Here is a 19697-nt window from a genome sequence, read left to right on the forward strand (position 1 = left end):
GGCTCAGCGTCAAGTAGATGAACGTTAAGAGTTTCAACCGAGAGGAAAGCGCATGCGGGATGCCGTCGACCTGATCACCGCGCACTGGCGGGCCGAACGCCCCGATGTCGACGTGTCGCCGATGGCGATCGTCGGCCGGATCACCCGGCTCTCGCGCGTCCTCGAGCAGGACCTCAAACGCTTCTTCGCAGGTCACGGCCTGGAATTCTGGGAGTTCGACGTGCTGGCCACGCTGCGCCGCTCCGGCGGCGACACCGGCCTGACCGCGGGCTCGCTCAACCGGGCCGCCATGGTCACCTCCGGCGCGATCACCAACCGGATCGATCGGCTGGCCGCGAAGAACCTGGTCCGGCGCGTCCCGTCGGCCGATGACCGCCGGTCGGTCTTCGTCCAGCTCACCGACGAGGGCAGGGAACTGGTCGACCGCCTGCTGCCACTGCATATGGAGAACGAGCAGCGGCTGCTCGCGGCGCTGGGCGCCGAGGATCGCGAACAACTCGCCGGTCTGCTGCGTGTCCTGGCTGTCGGCCTGGACGACACCGCCCTCGACTAACCCGGCGTCATCGTGCAATTCGAGCTGCGGCAGTCAGATATCTGATCGAAGCGCGCCGATTTGCACGATTACGCCGGGCTACTCGCCGCCATAGATCCCCGGCGCGGCAGCCGGATTCGCCTGGCCGTACACGGGCGTCTCCAGCGGCACACCAGCCACCGGCGCGCCAGCCGCAGCCTGCGTCGGCACACCAGCCACCGGCGCAGGCGCACCTGCCGGCGGCACAGCACCCGCACCGGGCGTCGGCGCGTCAGCCGTCGGCGCACCACCCGCACCCAGCGTCGGGTCGCCGGGTTGGGCCGGGATCTGCGCGCCCGGCGTGGCATCCATTGGCGCCGAACCTTCGGGCGTCGTCACCTTCGGCTCCCCCGACGCCGACGGAGGCAGCTGATCACCCGCGCCCGGAACGAGCTGGAGCAGCGTCGAGAAGTCGACGACCTGCGCGCCGAGCGTCTTCGTCGCCACGATGACACCGTTCGTGTACAGCCGGTAGGTGCCCGCCCGTTGCGGCAGTTGCATTTCCGGCCCGATGGGCGCGCCGATCGCACTCTGCGCACCGCCGATCCGCCGGTACTCGGCGTCGATGATGCTCTCGCCCGCAAGTGCCTCGATCGTCGGGTCAGGCTCGATCGTCGGGTCAGGCTCGGTCGGAGAGGTGGGAGCTGGTGGCGCCGGTGCGGTTTCGACGAGTTCGTCGGGCGCGGGGCCGACGGCGAAGGTCTCGATATCGGCGGGCCTGCCGCCGTCGGGAGCCGCGGAGTACTCCGAGCGCAGGATCAGCCCGTCGCGCAGCAGCACCGTGCCCGTGGTCGCCGCGACGGCTTCGGTGGTGCGCGAATCCTCTTTCACCGTACCGGGATACACCTGGCAATCGGTGGTGTCGCAGGTCTGCGCGTAGGCGTAGCGGTTCTCCGCGAGCGCGTAGGAACGGGCGGCGATCGCCTGCGCGCGCAAGGCCTCGAACGCACCCTGATCGGCCCAGTTCGCCTGCATTTCCGCGGGCAGCAGCCCGGCGAGGTAGTCGTCGAGGTCCACCTGGTTGACGGTCCGGTACGCGCCGCCCTCCAGCGCGACGCCGAGCGCGCCGCGATAGGCGGTGCCGCCGCACAGGGTGAGGTGTTCGTCGGCGGGCCTGCCCGGCCCGGCATCGACGGGGTAGACGAACGGATCGTCGGTCGCGGCCTGCCACAGCACCTCGCCGTCGCAGCCGGTGGTGACCACGACGTTCGCGCCGCCGTCCGGCAGCGGAGTGAGGTGCGCGGCCTCGCCCGGTCCGATCATCCGGCCCGCGACCTGCGCGCCGGCGGCGGCGAAGGTGTCGAGGGTGGCGTCGTCCTGGGCCTGCAGCCGGACGCCGATGGTGGTCGGACCGACCTGTCCGAGGGCGGCGCCCGGGTAGTAGTGCCCGAGGATCTCCTCGGCGGTCCAGCCTTCCCTGGCGCTGTCGAACGCGCCGACCTGGCTCATCCCGCGCCCGTGGCCTGCTCCGACCGTCGGCGCGACTTGGCCGGGCAGGATCTGCCACAGCCCGATCGCGCCGGTCAGCGCCAGTGCGGTGCCGCCGACCAGGACCGGCAGTGGCGGGGTCCGCAGCATCGGCACGCTGCGTCGCCTTGTCCCTCGGCGGGTACTGCGGTTGATCTTGGTGTCCGCTCTCATCCTGCGCTCCCACGGTTCGGTGGTTCGACCGGCGGAGCTCGCGTCGGCATGTCGTCACCGCCGAGCGGGTTCCGAAGGCTACATTCGAGCAATCACATAATCCTCAAGTTGAGGTTTAGATATGTGACGTATGTTAACTAGTGTGGTGTGTGAGGCAAGAGGAAGCAAGCATCACTTGCCGGTGATGGGCCCCTGAACCACCAAGGTCTACGAGCTCGACCCTGATTGGAGAAGGCACGTGCGTAATCGAAAGCCGAAACGTTCCTACGTGCTCCCGGTGGTCACCACGCTCGCCGTCGCCGCTCCTGTCGGCGCCTTCGCGCTGAGCGACTCGACCGATTACCGCAGCACAAACGACCAGCTCGAGGCGGTGCCCGCACAGCTGGCCGAGGTCGCGCTGACCTCCGTCCCCGACATCACTGTCCCGCTACGCGAGCTGACCGGTCTCGACTTACCCGATCTGCACCTATCGGATCTGCAGATGCTGCCGCTGCCGACCTCGATTCCGGTGCCGCCGGGATTGCCCGTTCCGCCGGGCGTGGCGCTGCCGACCGAGATCGTGCTGCCGCCGATACCGACAAAGGCGCAGCCGACGACGACCACCGCCGCGCCGGCACCCGCCCAGCAGGGCGGCGCACCCGCGCGTCCACCGGCGCCGAGCACCGCGGTCCCGACCGCGCCTGCGACACAGCCGCCCGCCGCGGCCCCGGCCGCGCCAGCGCCAGCTCCGGCAGCACCAGGGGCACCAGCACCGGCAGCGCCCGGCGCACCCGCGGCACCAGCCCCCGCAGCGCCGGTCGCACCCGCGGCACCGGCCGCCCCCGCAACACCAACTCCGGCAGCACCGGTCGCACCAAGGGCACCGGCACCCGCGGCACCAGCCCCGGCGGCGCCCGCGGCTCCGGCTCCCGCAGCGCCCGTAGCGCCGACATCTGCCGCACCAGCCCCGGCCGCACCCGCGACGACTCCGCCCGCAGGTGCCCCGGTCGCCCACCGTCCGGCCGGCATCAAGTTCATCGCCGATCCGGCCAACCTGGAACCCGGCACCACTCCCGACACCCCCGCGCTCTCCCCCGGCGCGGTCGCCGCCGACCTGGTCGACCAGGTCGGCGCCCAGGTCAAGGAGCTCACCCAGGACACCCCGTTCAGCATGGTCGCCGTCACCGCGCGTGACCTGGTGAACACCACGACCAAGCTGCGCGCCCGGCAGCAGGACGGCAACTGGGGACCCTGGTACGACGCCGATCCGCTCGACACCAGGGCCACCGACCACACTTCCGCCGACGCACTGACCGGCACCGAGCCGATCTACGTCGGCGAGACCACCGCCGTACAGATGCTGGTGACCCGCAAGCCGGCAGCGGCCCCCGACCACGACCCGGCCCACCTCACCGAGGCCGCGCTCAAGGCGATCCTGATCAACCCCGGCCGCGCCGCCATCGACGCCGGACTCACCGACGTCGCGGCCGCGCTGCCCGGCGGCGGACCGAAGGTCATCACCCGCGCGCAGTGGGGCGCCGACGAGTCGATCCGCTGCGAGGAACCCACCTACGACGATGGTGTCGGCGGCGTCACCGTGCATCACACGGCAGGCCGCAACGAATACAGCCGCGCGGAGTCGGCGGGCATCGTCCGGGCGATCTACGCCTATCACGCCGAAACCCTCGGCTGGTGCGACATCGGCTACAACGCCCTGGTCGACCAGTACGGCCAGATCTTCGAGGGTCGCTATGGCGGTCTCGATCGCGCGGTGCAGGGCGCGCACGCGGGTGGTTTCAACGAGAACACCGCGGGCGTGGCGGTGATGGGCAACTACGAGTCAGAGACCCCGAGCGAGGCCTCACTCAACGCGATCGGCAAGTTCATCGGCTGGCGGACCAAGCTCGCCGGGCTGAACCCCAAGGGCCACACCACGATGTACTCCGAGGGCACCGAGTTCACCCCGTACGCCCTGGACGAGGCGGTCGACCTGCCGGTGGTGTTCGCCCACCGCGACGTCGGCAACACCGACTGCCCCGGCGACGCCCTCTACGCCCTGATGGACCGCATCCGCAATATCGCCGCGGGCAACGCGGGCACCTATTCCTCACCCGCGACGCCTTCCCGCCCGCCGAGCCAGCAGGCCCGCGCACCGCAGCAGGGCAACATGGCCGAACTGGGCGCCCTGGTCGACAAGCTGCTCGGGCTGTCCGGCGAGAACGAGATCGCCAGGCACTGGGTGAGCCGCGGCGGCGTCGACGGTCCGCTCGGCGCGCCGCAGTCGGATCTGCTGTCGGGCTCACAGGGCCGCCAGTACGCGAAGTTCGCCAACGGCTACGTCTTCTCCGGCGAGAACGGCCAGGTCTTCGAGGTGGTCGGCGCGATCCTGGACCGCTACCTGAGCCTGGGTGCCGACGCGGGCGTGCTCGGCCTGCCGACCGGCAGTGCGTACCTCGTACCGGATGGTCTGCGCACCGATTTCCAGAACGGTTCGCTGGTGCTCAACGAGCTCACCGGCATCGTCACCACGTTCTGGAAGACCTACAACGAGACCTACGAGGAAGAGATGGAGGGGATGAACACCAAGCCCGAACAGGCGCCCGCCACCACGGCGCCCACGTCGAGGGTGCCCGCGACCCCGGCGGCCCCCGCTAATTCACCGACGGAACCGGCCGCCCCCGCCGGCCCACAGGCCGCCGCACCCGCACCGGCCGCCCCCGCGGGCCCGCCGGTCCCCACGGACCCGCAGGCCGTCGCACCCGGCGCGGCCGACCCGGTACCCGTCGATCCGGCACCGGCCCAGCCTCCGGTAGCCGCAGAGCCCGCCCCGGTCGGCTAACCCCCGGTCATGGCGAAGAACGGCCGGTGCCCCTCCACCCGAGGGCACCGGCCGTTACTTGTCCGACCAAGATCACCAAGCCGTGGTGGCGCAGGCCTCTCGGCCGATACTCACCTGACAGCGTGGTGATCAATCGCCCAGCTCAGGACCACCAGCGTTCGAGCACCATCGCGACGCCATTGTCGATATTGCTTCCGGTGACCTCGTCCGCGGCGGCACGTGCCTCCGGATGCGCGTTACCCATGGCGACACCGTGCCCGGCCATCGTCAGCATCGGCACGTCGTTGGGCATGTCGCCGAACGCGACGATCGACGCGTCGTCGACGCCGACCCGTCGCGCCACCTCGGCCAGCCCGGACGCCTTGGTCACCCGCGGCACCGCCAGCTCGATCAGCCCGTTCTCGGTGGAGTAGGTGATCTCGGCGCGATCCCCGATCAGCGGCGCGAGCGCGGCGCGCATCGCGGAACTGCGGGCCGAACTCAGCCGGATCAGCATCTTGATCGCGGGCGACTCGATCACCTCGGCATGCGAGACGACGGTGTCGTCCGGGTTGAGCCAGGCGTGCTCGTAGTTCGGCGAGCTGACGAACTGCGGGGTGGCGGCGTCGTGCGCGCTCGCGCCGACGCGCTCGGTGGCCAGTCCGCAGCCGGGTAGCGCGTGTTCGGCGAGTTCGGCCAGCCAGCCGAGGGTCTCGACGTCGAGGGTGTGGCTGGACAGGACGCGGTCGTTGGCGCTGTCGTAGATGACAGCGCCGTTGCCGCACACCGCGAGCGGCGCGTACCCGAGTTCGCTGACGACCGGATCGATCCAGCGCGGCGGCCTGCCGGTGGCGAGCACGAAGGTGGCGCCGTCGGCGACGAGCGCGTTGACGGCGGACTTGGTGCGGGCCGATACCTTGTCCGCGTCGTCGATCAGCGTGCCATCGACATCGGTGGCCACCAACTTCGGTTTCGGGTGCAGGGGCGTCATCCATTCCATCCTGCCGCACGTCGCCACGCGGGGACGGCGGACTGTCCTTATGATCAGGGCCTGAATACCCGATCCAGAGGGGACTGATGACCGGCTTTCTGTTGCGGCGCGCGCTCAACTACGTCGTGCTCTTGCTGCTGGCCTCGTTCCTGACGTTCAGCCTGGCCTCGCTCACCTTCCGCCCGCTCGACAGTCTCGAGCAGCGCAATCCGCGCCCGCCGCAGTCGGTGATCGATGCCAAGGCCGAGCAGTTGCACCTCGACGAGCCGATCCCTCAGCGCTATCTCACCTGGCTCGGCGGCGTCGTGCAAGGGGATTTCGGGACGACGCTGGCCGGCCAGCCGGTGAGCGAGGAACTGGGCAGACGGGTGGCGGTGAGCCTGCGGCTGCTGATCCTCGGTTCGGTCATCGGCACGTTCCTGGGTGTACTCATCGGCGCGGCAGGGGCGATCCGGCAATACCGGTTCAGCGACTATTTCACGACAGTCGTCTCGCTGCTGATCATCTCCACCCCCGTATTCCTGCTGGCGACTCTGCTGAAATACGGTGCGCTGCAGATCAACACGGCGACCGGTACCCAGATCTTCCTGTACACCGGCGAGACCTCGGCCACCCAGGTCGTCGGCTTGTGGAACCAATTCGTCGACCGCGCACAGCATCTCGTACTGCCGACACTGGTGCTGGTGCTCGGCGCCGCGGCCGGGTACAGCCGCTACCAGCGCAACGCCATGCTCGACGTCCTGCAGAGCGACTTCATCCGCACGGCTCGGGCGAAGGGGCTCTCGCGCAATCGGGCACTGTACAAACACGGCCTGCGCACCGCCCTGATCCCGATGGCCACCCTGTTCGCCTACAGCCTCGGCGGATTGATCACCGGAGCGACATTCGTCGAGAAGATCTTCGGCTGGCACGGCGTCGGTGAATGGTTCATCGACGGGATCAACGCCCAGGATCTGTACATCGTCGTCACGGTGGCGACCTTCGCCGGGCTGGTGGTGCTCGTGTCGGGTCTGCTCTCCGATGTCGTGCTGGCCCTGCTCGACCCGAGGGTGCGTGTCTCGTGACCGAAACCGAAATCATCGTCGTCGGCGCCCCCGAGGCGGTCGCGGCCGGACGCCGCAAGCTGGTCTGGCGCCGTTTCCTGCGCAACAAGCCCGCCGTCGTCGGCGCGGTGATCCTGCTCCTGCTGGTGATCGTCAGTTTCGCGCTGCCCCCGCTGCTGGCGTGGGACTACCAGCAGATGGACTACAAGGCGCTACTGAAGCCGCCGAGCGCCGAGCATCCGTTCGGCACCACCCAAATCGGCCAGGATGTGCTCGCCCAGACCATGCGTGGCCTGCAGAAATCGCTGATCATCGGATTCTGTGTAGCGCTGTTCTCCAGCATCATCGCCTCCACGGCGGGCGCGCTGGCCGGGCTGCTCGGCGGCTGGACCGACCGGGCCATCATGTGGCTGGTCGACCTGCTGCTGGTCGTCCCCGCGTTCATCATCATCGCGCTGTTCGCCCCGCGCACCAAGGGTTCCGGTTCGATCGCGATCCTGATCGTGCTGCTCAGCGTGTTCGGCTGGATGATCTCGGCCCGCATCATCCGCGGCCTCACCCTGAGTCTGCGTGAACGCGAATTCATCCGCGCCGCACGGTATATGGGCGCGCCGACGCACAAGGTCATCATCAGCCACATCATCCCGAACATCGCCTCGATCCTGATCATCGACACCACGCTGGCCGTCGGCGCCGCGATCAGCGCCGAAACAGGTTTGAGCTTCCTCGGTTTCGGTGTCCAGCCGCCCGATGTGTCGCTGGGTTCGCTGATCGCCGCGGGCACCAAGTCCGCGCTGACCTACCCGTGGCTGTTCCTGTTCGCCGGTGGCCTGCTGATCACGATCGTGTTGTGCGCCAACCTCGTCGGCGACGGCCTGCGTGACGCCTTCGACCCGGGCGCCCGCGGTGCCCGCAGGGCGCGCAAGGAAGTCGCCGAGCAGAAGGACGAGGCGCAGGTGGAGTTGAAGGAAGCCGAGAAGCGATGACCACGTCCACCGCACCCCTGCTCGAGGTAACCGACCTGCGGGTTTCCTTCCCCGGTGAGGAAGGCCGCGTCGACGCCGTGCGCGGGGTGAACTACACCGTCGGCGACGGCGAGGTGCTCGCGATCGTCGGCGAGTCCGGTTCCGGCAAGTCGGTATCCTCGCTGGCCGTGATCGGCCTGCTGCCCGAACAGGCACGCGTGCAGGGCTCGATCCGGCTGCGCGGTCGCGAGCTGCTCGGCCTCGGCGACAAGCAGATGTCGAAGCTGCGCGGCTCCTCGATCAGCATGGTCTTCCAGGACCCGCTCTCGGCGCTGACCCCGGTGTACCGGGTGGGCGACCAGGTGGCGGAGGCGCTGCTCGCGCACGGCTCGATGAGCCGCAAGGAAGCCGACGAACGCGCGATCGAGCTGCTCGAACTCGTCGGCATCCCCGACGCGCGCCTGCGCTCGCGGGCGTTCCCGCACGAGTTCTCCGGCGGTATGCGCCAGCGCGTGGTGATCGCCATGGCCATCGCCAACGATCCGGCGCTGATCATCTGCGACGAGCCGACCACCGCACTCGACGTGACGGTGCAGCGCCAGATCCTCGACCTGCTGCGCAAGGCCCGCGACATCACCGGCGCCGGCGTCATCATGATCACCCACGACATGGGCATCGCGGCCACGATCGCCGACCGGGTCGCGGTCATGTACGCGGGCAAGGTCGTCGAAACCGCGCCGGTCACCGAGCTTTTCACCGCGCCGCGGATGCCGTACACGGTGGGCCTGCTCGGCTCGATCCCGCGCATGGACGGCCCGCCGCGCAAGCCGCTGATCCCGATCGTCGGCGCGCCGCCCGCCATGCACGATCTGCCGCGTGGCTGCTCGTTCGCGCCGCGCTGCCCGATCGCCATCGACGACTGCACCGCCGCCGAACCGCCGCTGGAGAAGGTCGCGCCCCGGCACTCGGCGGCCTGCATCCGTACCGCCGAGGTCGGCACGTCCCAGCTGTTCGAGGCCTACCGCAAGGAGATCCCCGAACCGGCGCGGCCCGAGGCCACCGATTCCGATGTCGTCCTGCGGGTCACCGACCTGGTGAAGACCTTCGCGCTCACCTCCGGCGTGCTGCTGCGCCGCAAGACCGGCGAGGTTCGCGCCGTCGACGGCATCAGCTTCGCCGTGCGCGCCGGCCGCACCCTGGCCCTGGTCGGCGAATCCGGTTCGGGCAAGTCGACGACCCTGTCCCAGATCATGGACCTGGTTCGCCCGCAGTCGGGCAGCATCGAGGTCCTCGGCACCGACGTCGCGAGCCTCACCAGGGACCGCACCCGCGAGATCCGCCGCAAGATGCAGATCGTCTTCCAGGACCCCAGTTCCTCCCTCGACCCGCGCCTGCCGATCTTCGACGCGCTGGCCGAGCCGCTGCGCATCGACGGCCGCTCGCGCGAGGAGGTCAACCGCCGGGTCCCGGAGCTGCTGCGCCAGGTCGGCCTGCGCCCCGAACACGCCGAGCGCTACCCGGCGGACTTCTCCGGCGGACAGAAACAGCGCATCAGCATCGCCCGCGCCCTCGCCCTCGACCCCCAACTGCTCGTCCTCGACGAACCCGTCTCCTCGCTGGACGTGTCGATCCAGGCCGGCGTCCTGAATCTGCTGCGTGACCTGCAGGCCGAGCGCGGACTGTCCTACCTGTTCGTCTCGCACGACCTGTCCGTGGTCCGCAATCTCGCCCACGACATCGCCGTCATGTTGCGCGGCAAGATCGTCGAATCCGGCCCGGCCGAGCAGATCTTCGCGAATCCTCAGCACGAGTACACCCGCGCGCTGATCGCGGCAGTCCCGGAACCCGTCGTCAGCGGCTGAGCACCAGGAGGCGCCATGAGATCCCGAGGAATGCAGTCCCGTCGCCGCGGCCGGCTGCGCTGCGCCGCCGTGGTGGTGGCGGCCGGGATGATCGTGGCGGGGTGCGGGGCGGGTGAGGAGTCGGCGACCGGTCTCAGCGATGCGCTCGGGACGACCAGCGATATCAATCCCCAGGGATTGGACGCGCTGCGCGAGGGTGGGAATCTGCGGCTGGCCACCACCTCGTATCCGGCGAACTGGAACACGCTGTCCAACGACGGCAACGAGGGCGAGATCGCCGACATCCTGCGGCCGATGATGCCGCGCTCGTTCGAGATCGACGCGGCCGGACAGCTCAGCGTCAACACCGACTATTTCACCGATATAGCGCTGACCGGCACCGACCCGATGCGGGTCACCTATTCGATCAACCCGAAAGCGGTGTGGTCGGATGGTTCGCCGATCACCTGGGAGGACATCGCCGCCCAGGCGAACGCGCTCAGCGGCCGCGACAAGCGCTACCTGATCGCGATCACCTACGGTTTCGAGTTCGTCGAGAAGGTGGAGCGTGGCGTCGACGACCGCCAGGCGATCCTCACCTTCAACACCCCGTTCGCCGACTGGCGCGGCCAGTTCGCGGGCAACAGCTCCCTGTACCCGAAGTCGGTGACCAGCACGCCCGAGGCGTTCAATACCAGCCTCGTCGACGCGATCGGCCTCACCTCGGGCCCCTTCGTCATCACCGCCACCGACCGTGCTCAGGGCCGGATCACCCTGGGCCGCAACCCGAAATGGTGGGGCGACAAGCCGGTCCTCGACACCATCACCTACAGCGTGCTCGACCGATCGTCGTGGGTACAGGCCCTGCAGAACAACGAGCTCGACCTCGCCCTGCTCACGACCATCGACGACGTGAAGACGGTCCGCGGCACCGAAGGACTCGTCGTCCGCCGTGCCCCCGGTAATCGCTGGCGGCACATCACCTTCAACGGCGCACCGGGCTCGATCCTCGCCGACCCCGCAGTGCGCGTGGCGATCTCGAAGGCGATCGACCGCCAGGGCATCGTCTCCGCGATCCAGAACGGCCTCGTCGAGAACCCGAAACCGCTGAACAACCACGTCTTCCTGCAGGGCCAGCAGGGCTACCAGGACAACAGCCTCGGCTTCGATCCCACCGCCGCCGCCAAGGAACTCGACGCACTCGGCTGGAAGCTCAACGGTGACGTCCGCGAGAAGGACGGCCGCAAACTCGTCATCCGCGACGTCATGTACAACGACCCGACCTGGGTGCAGATCGCCCAGATCATCCAGCAGAACCTGGCCGCGATCGGCGTCGGCCTGACCCTCGACACCAAGCCCGCCGCGGGCCTTTTCACCGACGTCATCCAGCCCGGCGATTTCGACGCCGCCCAATTCACCTTCCAGGGCGACCCGTTCCCCCTCGCCAGCATCCGCCAGATCTACTACTACGACCCCAACGACCTGCAGGGCAATTTCGGCCGCATCGGCTCCCCCGAACTCAACGCCCTCATCGAACGCACCCTCACCGAACTCGACCCCCAGAAGTCCATCGACCTGGCCAACCAGGTGGACCGCATGGTCTTCGAAGAAGGCCACTCCCTGCCGCTCATGCAGTCCGACGGCAGCTACGGCGCCCGCACCACCCTCGCCAATATCGGTTCGCCGGGATTGGCATCGTACGACTACACGAAGATCGGCTTCGTGAAATAGCCGCAGCTACTCACGCCGTCCGGCTCATGAGGTAAACGCGCCGCACTTGTGCAGCGAACTATCGGAAAGGAGCGAACCATGCGGATTCGTTCAATGACCACCCGCTTGGCAATACCACTGGTCATAGTCAGCGTGCTCGCTGCCGGGTGCGGCGTGGGCGAGGAGGTCACAGCGGAAGGCTCCGCGGCGCTCGGCACCACCAACGACATCAACCCCAAGGATGTCAGCGAACTGCGTGACGGTGGCAATCTACGGCTGGCGCTGACCTCCCTGCCCGAGAACTGGAACAACCTGCACACCGACGGCAACGACGGTGACACCGGCGCCCTGCTGCGTCCGGTCATGCCGCGAGCCTTCAAGACGAACGCGGCAGCGGAGCTCTCGGTGAATACCGACTTCTTCACCGATGTCGCGTTGACCAATACCGATCCGCAGCAGGTGACGTACACGATCAACCCCAAAGCGGTATGGACGGACGGCACTCCGATTTCCTGGGAGGACATCAAGTCCCAGGCCGCGGCCCTCAGTGGCGCCGACAAGGCATTCTTGATCGCCAACAACAGCGGTTTCGATCGCGTCGAGAAGGTCGAGCGCGGTGTCGACGACAAGCAGGCCGTCATCACCTTCAAAAAGCACTATGCCGACTGGCGTGGCCAGTTCGCAGGCAACTCGTTCCTGTTCCCGAAGTCGATCACAGGCACCGCGGAAGCCTTCAACAACAGCCAGGTCGACGCGCTGACCGTGTCGTCCGGACCGTTCGTCGTCCAGTCCGTCGACCGGGGGCAGAGCCGGGTCGTCCTCGGGCACAATCCGAAGTGGTGGGGCGACAAGCCGAAGCTCGACACCATTACCTTCAGCGTGCTCGACAGCTCGGCGTTCGTTCCCGCTCTGCTGAACAACGAGATCGATGCGGTGGGCGTCGCCAGTCGCGACGAGTTGAAATCCGCGAGAGACACCGCGGGCGTCGCGATTCGCCGAGCGCCCGGCAACAGCTGGGGCCACTTCACCTTCAATGGCGCACCCGGCTCTGTCCTCGCCGACCAGGGTGTTCGAGTGGCGATCTCGAAGGCGATCGATCGTCAGGGCATCGTCACCGCTGTCCAGAACGGGCTCGTCCAAGATCCGCAGCCGCTGAACAATCACATCTACCTGCGCGGCCAGGACGGCTATCAGGACAACAGCCTCCCCTTCGATCCGACGGCCGCGGCCAAGGAGCTCGACGCTCTCGGCTGGAAGCTCAACGGCGACGTGCGCGAAAAGGACGGGCGCAAGCTCGAGATCCGCGACGTCATGTACAACGACCCGACCAATATCCAGATCGGGCAGATCATCCAGCAGAACCTCGCACAGATCGGCGTCAAGCTGACGATCGAGACGAAGCCAGGAGCCGGGCTCTTCTCGGATGTGCTCCAGCCGGGCAACTTCGACGTCGGCCAGTGGTTCTGGGCAGGCGACCCCTTCCCGCTCAGCAGCCTGACCCAGATCTACGGCTACAACCCGGACGACATTCAGGGTAACTACGGCCGCATCGGCTCCGCTGAGATCAACGCCCTGATCGAGCAGACCGTCTCCGAGCTCGATCCGGTCAAGGCGAAGCAGCTGGCCAACGAGCTCGATCGAAAGATCTTCGAGGAGGGGCATTCCCTGCCTCTGTTCCAGTCCGCGGGCAATGTCGCGGTGCGGGACAACCTGGCGAACTTCGGTGCGGCAGGCTTGGCTTCGCTCGACTACACCAAGATCGGCTTCGTCAAGTAGCTGTCGACCCGCCGCACTCGTGCAGCGAACCTTCGGAAAGGAGCGGACCATGCGGATTCGTTCAATGACAACCCGTCTGGCAATACCACTGGTCATCGTCAGTGTGCTCGCTGCCGGATGCGCATCGGACGAGGGTGCCGAAACCGGTGGTTCCGCCGCGCTCGGCACTACCAACGACATCAATCCCAAGGATGTCAGCGAACTTCGTGATGGCGGCAACCTGCGGCTGGCGACCAGCGCTCTGCCGCAGAACTGGAACGCGCTGCACAACGACGGCAACGACGCCGGGACCGCCGCTCTGCTGCGGCCGGTGATGCCGCGGGCGTTCACCACTGATGCGGCGGCCAATCTCTCGGTCAACACCGACTTCTTCACCGACATCCAGCTGACCGGAACCGACCCACAGCAGGTGACGTACACGATCAATCCCGAGGCGGTGTGGTCCGACGGCACGCCGATCTCCTGGGAGGACATTCAGTCTCAGGCCACTGCGCTCAGCGGCGCCGACAAGGCGTATCTGATCGCCAACAATTCCGGCTTCGATCGGGTCGAGAAGGTCGAGCGGGGCGTCGACGACAAGCAGGCCGTCATCACGTTCAAGGAGCACTACGCGGATTGGCGTGGCCAGTTCGCGGGCAATTCGTTCCTGTTCCCCAAGTCGGCCACCGCGACGGCCGAGGCGTTCAACAACAGTCAAGTCGACGCGCTGGGGCTGTCGGCGGGTCCGTTCATCGTCCAGTCGGTCGACCGCGCGCAGGGCCGAGTCGTGCTCGCGCGTAACCCCAAGTGGTGGGGCGATACTCCGAAGCTCGACACGTTCACTTTCAGCGTGCTGTCCAGCGAAGCCACTCTGCCCGCGTTGCAGAACAACGAGATCGACGCGGTCGGTCTCGCCAACATCGACGAGCTGAAGACCGCACGCAGCACGCCCGGCATCGCGATTCGCCGAGCACCGGGCAACAGTTGGTCGCACCTGACATTCAACGGCGCGCCCGGCTCGATCCTGGCCGAACAGGGTGTGCGCGTCGCCATCTCGAAGGCGATCGACCGCCAGGGCATCGCCACGGCCATTCAGAACGGCCTGGTTGCCGACCCGAAGCCGCTCAACAACCACATCTACTTGGCCGGCCAGAAGGGCTATCAGGACAACAGCCTCGGCTTCGATCCGACCGCCGCCGCCCAAGAGCTCGATGCTCTCGGTTGGAAGCTCAACGGTGACGTCCGCGAGAAGGACGGCCGCAAACTCGAAATCCGCGACGTCATGTACAACCAGGACGTCTGGGTACAGATCGCACAGATCATCCAGCAGAACCTCGCTCAGATCGGCGTGAAGCTGAACATCGAGACCAAGCCGGGCGCGGGGTTCTTCACCGAGAACATTCAGCCGGGCAATTTCGATGTCGGACAATGGAGTTGGGTCGGCGATCCATTCCCGCTCGGCAGTCTGACCCAGATCTACGGCTACTACCCCGATGATCTGCAGGGCAACTACGGTCGCATCGGCTCGCCGGAACTCAATGCGCTGATCGAGCAGACAATTTCCGAACTCGATCCGGACAAGGCGGTCGAACTGGCGAACCAGGTAGACCGGAAGGTCTTCGAGGAAGGCCATTCCATTCCGCTGCTGCAGTCGCCCGGCAATGTCGCGGTGCGTGACACTCTGGCCAACTACGGCGCGGCAGGACTGGCCTCGCTGGACTACACCAAGATCGGCTTCGTGAAGTAGCAGTGCACAGCTCGAGCCCGGCGCGCGCGCTCACCTATCCACTGCTGGTCACCTCCGGCACCCTCGCGGTCATCGCCGCGTGGGTGCCGTTCGCCGACCTCGACCAGCTGAGCGCGCTCGCCGCGGTCGCCCTGGTGATCCTCGCTGTCACCACCTACCAGCTCGGACTCGCCTTCGGCGTCATCCCGACCGGACTCGTGGCAACCGGCACGGTGGGCGGGAAGCGAGTCCGGCAGCAGCATCGGCTGGTGAGCCGATCATGGCTGGAGATCACCAGTGGTGACCGGATGGTGTGGCAGCCGGTTTTCTACGAACCGAGCCTGTCCGCGTTGACCCCCACCGACCTGGAGCTGACCGGCCGCACGATCCGCGCGGGCGACACCCGCTTCTACCCCTCCGGCCGGGTCCGCACCACCGAGCCCGCGGGCAGACTGATCGACAACCCGAGCCGCCCCACCGAGGAACCCACATTCGGCATCCCCCGCCGCCTGATCCTCGACATCCAGCCCGCAGTAGCCGCCCCCATCGCGGGCCTCCTGTGGATCTACGTCATGAACGGCGGCATCGCCGCCTTCGTCGGCGCCACCACCGTCACCGCCGCCACCTTCACCTGGCTCTCCGCCATCCGCGGCTCCGACCCGAGCTGACCCTGCGGCCGTCCGATCTGCCGGCCGGCTCGGCGGGACTGCCCCTATCCCGACCGGATGTCCCGTTGCGTGACCTCGGGTCGTGCGGGGCACCATTCAGAACTGAAGTGGGCTGGCTGCGAGCTTGATTCGCCTGGCAAGGTCGGCGCAGTCGACTGGCCGGGTCGTGTCGATGACGACGGTAGGCATGAGCCCGAGCGGCTCGGCCTGCTCAGCCCACACCGTCCAGTCTTCAGCCAGGCGCTGTTCGTCCCGATGCAGCACGGTTCGGCGCCTGGACGCATAGCGGACTCTTGCTACCTCGGCTGGGACGTCGCACCAGACTTCGACCACCAGATCGGCCCCGGACTGCTTGATGCCCGCCGCGGCGAATTGCAGGTCGCGTGGCTTGAACCACCACGAGTCGACGACCACGGTTTCCGGCGTCGCCCGTGCGAGTGCCCACAGCGCGTCCATCGCGATACCGCCGATTTCGGGGATCGTCAGTGCGTCGTCGACGCAGGTGGCAAGTGCCTCTTTCACGATGTCCTTGGACAGGAACTGAGCTTCTAGCGTGTGGGCCAACGAGCGGCCCAACGTCGATTTGCCCGAGCCTGGCAGACCGTTGACCAGCACAAGAAGTTTGTCCACCGGGACATCATGACGGAACGACGCTTCGTCTGAGGCAAAGGAACTGGTCTGACCACTTGACCTCTTGACCTGTTGGGTGCATGCTCGGGGTATGGCATGGACTCCTGTGGTGAAGCGCTCGGTTTCCGGTGATGTGTTCGAGCAGATCGCCGCCGAAGTGCTGGGTGGGGAGTTGGTGGCGGGGAGTACGTTGCCGAGTGAGCGGCAGTTGGCCGAGGCGCTGGGGGTTTCGCGGCCTGCTGTTCGGGAGGCGTTGCAGCGGCTCGCCGCGGCGGGGCTGGTGTCGGTGCGGCAGGGTGAGGCCACCACGGTGCTCGACTATCGGCGGAGTGCGGGGCTGGAAGTGCTGCCTCGGCTGCTGCTTCGGGGCGACACCATCGATCCGGCGGTGGCGCGCAGCATTCTCGAGGCGCGGCTGCACAACGGTCCGAAGATCGCCGAACTCGCGGCCGTGCGCGTTCGGCGGGCCCGATCGCTCGGTACCGGCGCCGCCTCGGGTTCCGCTCCCGGCAGCGGCCGGAAAGACCTGAGCGAGAGTCGGAACTCCACTGCGCCGATCGACAGCGAACTGGCGCTACTGCGGGAATCCGTCGACGCCCTTGTCGCCGAACAGGACCCGCTTACCCAGCAGCGGATCGCCCTCGAATTCTGGGATCACGTTCTCGATCTCGCCGATTCGATCGCGTTCCGGCTGATGTATTCCATGCTGCGCGCCGCCTATGAACCCGCGCTGGCTGCGCTCGCGCCGATCATGTCCGCCGAGGTGGGCAATGGTGGCGCGTATCGAGACCTGGCCGCCGCGATCACCGCGGGCGAGCCGGAAAAGGCCGCCGAATCCGCCCGGGCACTGCTCGGGCCGGCGACCACCGCTCTCATCCACGCCCTCGACGGGGCGTGATCCACCCGAGGAATCGCCATGAAGAATGACCGTCCGACAACGACGTCGCACGAGACCGCCCCGGCAGGGGACACCCCGATCGACACCGGGCAACGCCGCGCGACCGGCGCGATCCGTCGCGGCGCGACGCTGCGCGAGATGGCGCGCGAGTTCGTCCGGCACCCGTCGCCCTGGATGATCGCCGCGGTTTTCGTGGCCGCGCTGGTGGCCCGCATCGCCGTCGGCGACTGGCGGCTCACCGACGCTCTCGTTCCCCTGATCGTCGTCGCCACCTTCCCGGTGACCGAGTGGATCATCCACGTGACAGTGCTGCACTGGCGGCCGCGCCACCTCGGCCCGATCACCATCGACAGCGAGCTCGCGCGCAAACACCGTGAGCACCATACGGATCCGCGCGACACCCCTTTGGTGTTCATCCCGCCCAAATCCCTGATGCTCACCATCGTCACGCTGGTCGCCATCGCCCTGCTGGCCTTCCCCCGCCTCGGCCTCGGCCTGACCTTCCTGCTGACGATCACCACCCTCGGCCTGCTCTACGAGTGGACCCACTACCTCATCCACACCGACTACAAGCCCAAGCACGCTCTCTACCGGGCGATCTGGCGCAACCACCGCCACCACCACTACAAGAACGAGCACTACTGGTTCACCGTGACCACCTCCGGCACGGCCGACCGGCTACTCGGTACCGCGCCCGATCCAGCGACGGTGCCCACGTCACCGACGGCCCGTCACCTGCACGCGCAGTAGCCACGCCACCGCGTTGCCTGCCTGCACGCGCCCCGCAACCGGGTGACCCACACGGAGTCGCTGCTCGATGCCGCCGTCGAGCAGCGACTCCAGCTGTGTGACGGGCACCAGCCGCGATCAGCCCCGCACTGACACTCAGGCGAGCAGCCGGGCGGCGATGGCGGCCGCGCGGTCGGCGGCGGCCGGGGAGTTCTCGCGGACGGCGGTGACGATGGCGCCGTCGATGAGCAGGGCCAGTTCGGTGGCGAGAGTGTCTGGGTCGGGTTGGTCTGCGGCGGTGAGGAGTTCGGTGAGGTAGGTGATGACGCGCCGTTTGTGGCGGTCGGCTACCCGGTGGGCCGGTGAGGTGGGGTCGGCCATTTCGATCATGGTGTTGATGAAGGCGCAGCCGCGGAAGTCGTTGCGGGCGAAGCGTTCCGCGAGGGCGGTGAAGACGGCCAGCGGGCGGGCCGCGGGGTCGTCGACGGATTCGACCGAGGCGCGCAGCCAGTCGAGCCAGCGCTGGTCGCGGTCTTCCAGGACGGCGACGACGAGGTCGTCCTTGCTCGCGAAGTGGCGGTAGAAGGAGGCGCGGCCGATGCCGGACTCCTGGAGCAGCCGGTCGATGCCGACGGCGCGGATGCCCTCGGCGTAGAACAGCTCTTCCGCGGTGATGAGCAAACGCTGCTTGGCCTGTGTCGCCATGCGCTCACGGTACCAGAACGGAAACGATCGGTACCGAATTGCTCGACAACTACGGAACCGATCAGTACCGTCTCCATTCGGTACCGATCAGTACCGTCGTCGACAAACTTTGGAGCACATGATGTCCCGACTTCCCCTCGTCACCGCCGACGCCGCCGATACCGAACAGGGCGAACTACTCGCCGAAGTGCACCGGCAGCTGGGCCGGGTGCCGAATCTCTATGCCGCGATGGCGAACAGTCCGGCCACCCTACGGGGGTATCTGCGCCTGCGGGATGCGCTGAGCGCCGGCAAGCTCGGCGCGAAGACCCGCGAGCGACTGGCCCTGCTGATCGCGAGCGACAACGGTTGCGAGTACTGCGTCTCCGCGCACACGATGCGGGCGGCGAAGATGGGGTTCACCCCGGAGGCGATCGCGGCGACGCGCGCCGGCGATGCCGACAACCCGCATGCCGAAGGGGTGTTGCGCTTCGCGCGCGAGGTGCTGCGCACCGGCGGACGGGTGAGCGACGAGCAGCTGGCCGCAGCCAGGAACAGCGGTGTCAGCGACGGCGAGCTGGCCGAGGCCGTCGGGCATGTGGCATTGAACGTGCTGTCGAACTACTTCAACCACGTCGCACGCCCTGAGCTGGACTTTCCGCTCGTTCCCACGCCCGCGAAAGAGGCTGCGACGTCCCCGAAATGGCGCGCCGCCGACACCGTCGCGCTGGTTGACGGCTACACCCTGACCGATGCCGACGGGCAGCCGGCGTCGACGGTGCGCGACGCGCATGTCGCCATCGAAGGCGGCTTCGCGCATATCTCCGTCCACGGAAGCGCGCAGGTTCAGATGGTCTCGGCGCCCGCCGTCGCGCTGATCACCTATCGCCCCGAATCCTGATCCGGCACAGCCATGTACGCCCGGTCCGCCACGACGCGGGCCGGGCGTTCGGCTATCCGAATCCTTTCCCGCCGGAGGCTTGACAGGTTAATACCCTAGGGGGGTATGGTACCGAGCACGAGACGCACTCTGCTCGAAAGGACGAAA

The 19697-nt window shown here is 67.7% G+C and carries 16 protein-coding genes; 12 read left to right on the forward strand and 4 right to left on the reverse strand.

Features of this window, described 5'->3' with window-relative positions; genetic code table 11:
- Positions 1–52: 52 nt before the first annotated feature.
- Positions 53–553: a MarR family winged helix-turn-helix transcriptional regulator gene (locus ACFWF2_RS09535; protein WP_379306351.1), complete on the forward strand. Its 501-nt coding sequence runs from the start codon at positions 53–55 to the stop codon at positions 551–553.
- A gap of 78 nt (positions 554–631) precedes the next feature.
- Here ACFWF2_RS09535 and ACFWF2_RS09540 read toward each other — a convergent pair whose 3' ends face one another.
- Positions 632–2212 carry a SpoIID/LytB domain-containing protein gene (locus ACFWF2_RS09540; RefSeq protein ID WP_379306353.1) on the reverse strand — a complete coding sequence of 527 codons (1581 nt, stop codon included), beginning with the start codon at positions 2210–2212 and terminating at the stop codon, positions 632–634.
- A 268-nt stretch (positions 2213–2480) separates the two neighbouring features.
- On the opposite strand from ACFWF2_RS09540, the gene ACFWF2_RS09545 reads away from it, so the two are divergent.
- Positions 2481–5030, forward strand: coding sequence for an N-acetylmuramoyl-L-alanine amidase (locus ACFWF2_RS09545; protein WP_379306429.1), 2550 nt, complete (start codon positions 2481–2483; stop codon positions 5028–5030).
- 142 nt (positions 5031–5172) lie between these two features.
- Here ACFWF2_RS09545 and ACFWF2_RS09550 read toward each other — a convergent pair whose 3' ends face one another.
- Positions 5173–6009, reverse strand: coding sequence for an HAD family hydrolase (locus ACFWF2_RS09550; RefSeq protein WP_379306355.1), 837 nt, complete (start codon positions 6007–6009; stop codon positions 5173–5175).
- A 77-nt stretch (positions 6010–6086) separates the two neighbouring features.
- Here ACFWF2_RS09550 and ACFWF2_RS09555 point away from each other — a divergent pair, with 77 nt between their 5' ends.
- The 7 genes from ACFWF2_RS09555 to ACFWF2_RS09585 all read left to right on the forward strand — a co-directional run bounded on the left by ACFWF2_RS09555 (position 6087) and on the right by ACFWF2_RS09585 (position 15708).
- On the forward strand, positions 6087–7064 hold the full coding sequence (locus ACFWF2_RS09555) for an ABC transporter permease (protein WP_379306357.1): 978 nt from the start codon (positions 6087–6089) through the stop codon (positions 7062–7064).
- Positions 7061–8029, forward strand: a complete 969-nt coding sequence (locus tag ACFWF2_RS09560; protein ID WP_379306359.1) for an ABC transporter permease subunit — start codon at positions 7061–7063, stop codon at positions 8027–8029. The genes ACFWF2_RS09555 and ACFWF2_RS09560 overlap by 4 nt, the downstream gene beginning before the upstream one ends.
- Positions 8026–9870 carry a dipeptide ABC transporter ATP-binding protein gene (locus ACFWF2_RS09565; protein ID WP_379306361.1) on the forward strand — a complete coding sequence of 615 codons (1845 nt, stop codon included), beginning with the start codon at positions 8026–8028 and terminating at the stop codon, positions 9868–9870. The genes ACFWF2_RS09560 and ACFWF2_RS09565 overlap by 4 nt, the downstream gene beginning before the upstream one ends.
- Before the next feature lie 15 nt (positions 9871–9885).
- Entirely contained in the window at positions 9886–11580 is a 1695-nt protein-coding gene (locus tag ACFWF2_RS09570; RefSeq protein WP_379306363.1) for an ABC transporter family substrate-binding protein, read from the forward strand.
- A 78-nt stretch (positions 11581–11658) separates the two neighbouring features.
- Positions 11659–13335 carry an ABC transporter family substrate-binding protein gene (locus ACFWF2_RS09575; RefSeq protein ID WP_379306365.1) on the forward strand — a complete coding sequence of 559 codons (1677 nt, stop codon included), beginning with the start codon at positions 11659–11661 and terminating at the stop codon, positions 13333–13335.
- A 49-nt stretch (positions 13336–13384) separates the two neighbouring features.
- The gene (locus tag ACFWF2_RS09580) at positions 13385–15061 is read left to right on the forward strand and encodes an ABC transporter family substrate-binding protein (protein WP_379306431.1); all 1677 of its coding nucleotides are present in this window, start codon (positions 13385–13387) and stop codon (positions 15059–15061) included.
- 2 nt (positions 15062–15063) lie between these two features.
- Complete coding sequence (locus tag ACFWF2_RS09585; RefSeq protein WP_379306367.1) at positions 15064–15708, forward strand: hypothetical protein; 645 nt, start codon at positions 15064–15066, stop codon at positions 15706–15708.
- Between the two features lie 96 nt (positions 15709–15804).
- On the opposite strand, the gene ACFWF2_RS09590 is transcribed toward ACFWF2_RS09585, so the two are convergent.
- The gene (locus tag ACFWF2_RS09590) at positions 15805–16338 is read right to left on the reverse strand and encodes an AAA family ATPase (RefSeq protein WP_379306369.1); all 534 of its coding nucleotides are present in this window, start codon (positions 16336–16338) and stop codon (positions 15805–15807) included.
- 91 nt (positions 16339–16429) lie between these two features.
- Between ACFWF2_RS09590 and ACFWF2_RS09595 the strand changes: the two genes are divergently transcribed.
- Together ACFWF2_RS09595 and ACFWF2_RS09600 are read left to right on the forward strand one after the other, a co-directional pair.
- Entirely contained in the window at positions 16430–17236 is an 807-nt protein-coding gene (locus ACFWF2_RS09595) for a FadR/GntR family transcriptional regulator (protein WP_379306371.1), read from the forward strand.
- Between the two features lie 138 nt (positions 17237–17374).
- Positions 17375–17986 carry a sterol desaturase family protein gene (locus ACFWF2_RS09600; RefSeq protein ID WP_379306433.1) on the forward strand — a complete coding sequence of 204 codons (612 nt, stop codon included), beginning with the start codon at positions 17375–17377 and terminating at the stop codon, positions 17984–17986.
- Positions 17987–18121: 135 nt separating this feature from the next.
- Here ACFWF2_RS09600 and ACFWF2_RS09605 read toward each other — a convergent pair whose 3' ends face one another.
- Positions 18122–18670: a TetR/AcrR family transcriptional regulator gene (locus ACFWF2_RS09605; protein ID WP_379306373.1), complete on the reverse strand. Its 549-nt coding sequence runs from the start codon at positions 18668–18670 to the stop codon at positions 18122–18124.
- 121 nt (positions 18671–18791) lie between these two features.
- On the opposite strand from ACFWF2_RS09605, the gene ACFWF2_RS09610 reads away from it, so the two are divergent.
- Positions 18792–19550, forward strand: coding sequence for a carboxymuconolactone decarboxylase family protein (locus ACFWF2_RS09610; RefSeq protein WP_379306375.1), 759 nt, complete (start codon positions 18792–18794; stop codon positions 19548–19550).
- Positions 19551–19697 lie beyond the last annotated feature (147 nt).

It is taken from the genome of Nocardia sp. NPDC060259 (assembly GCF_042728775.1).
Lineage (GTDB): Bacteria > Actinomycetota > Actinomycetes > Mycobacteriales > Mycobacteriaceae > Nocardia.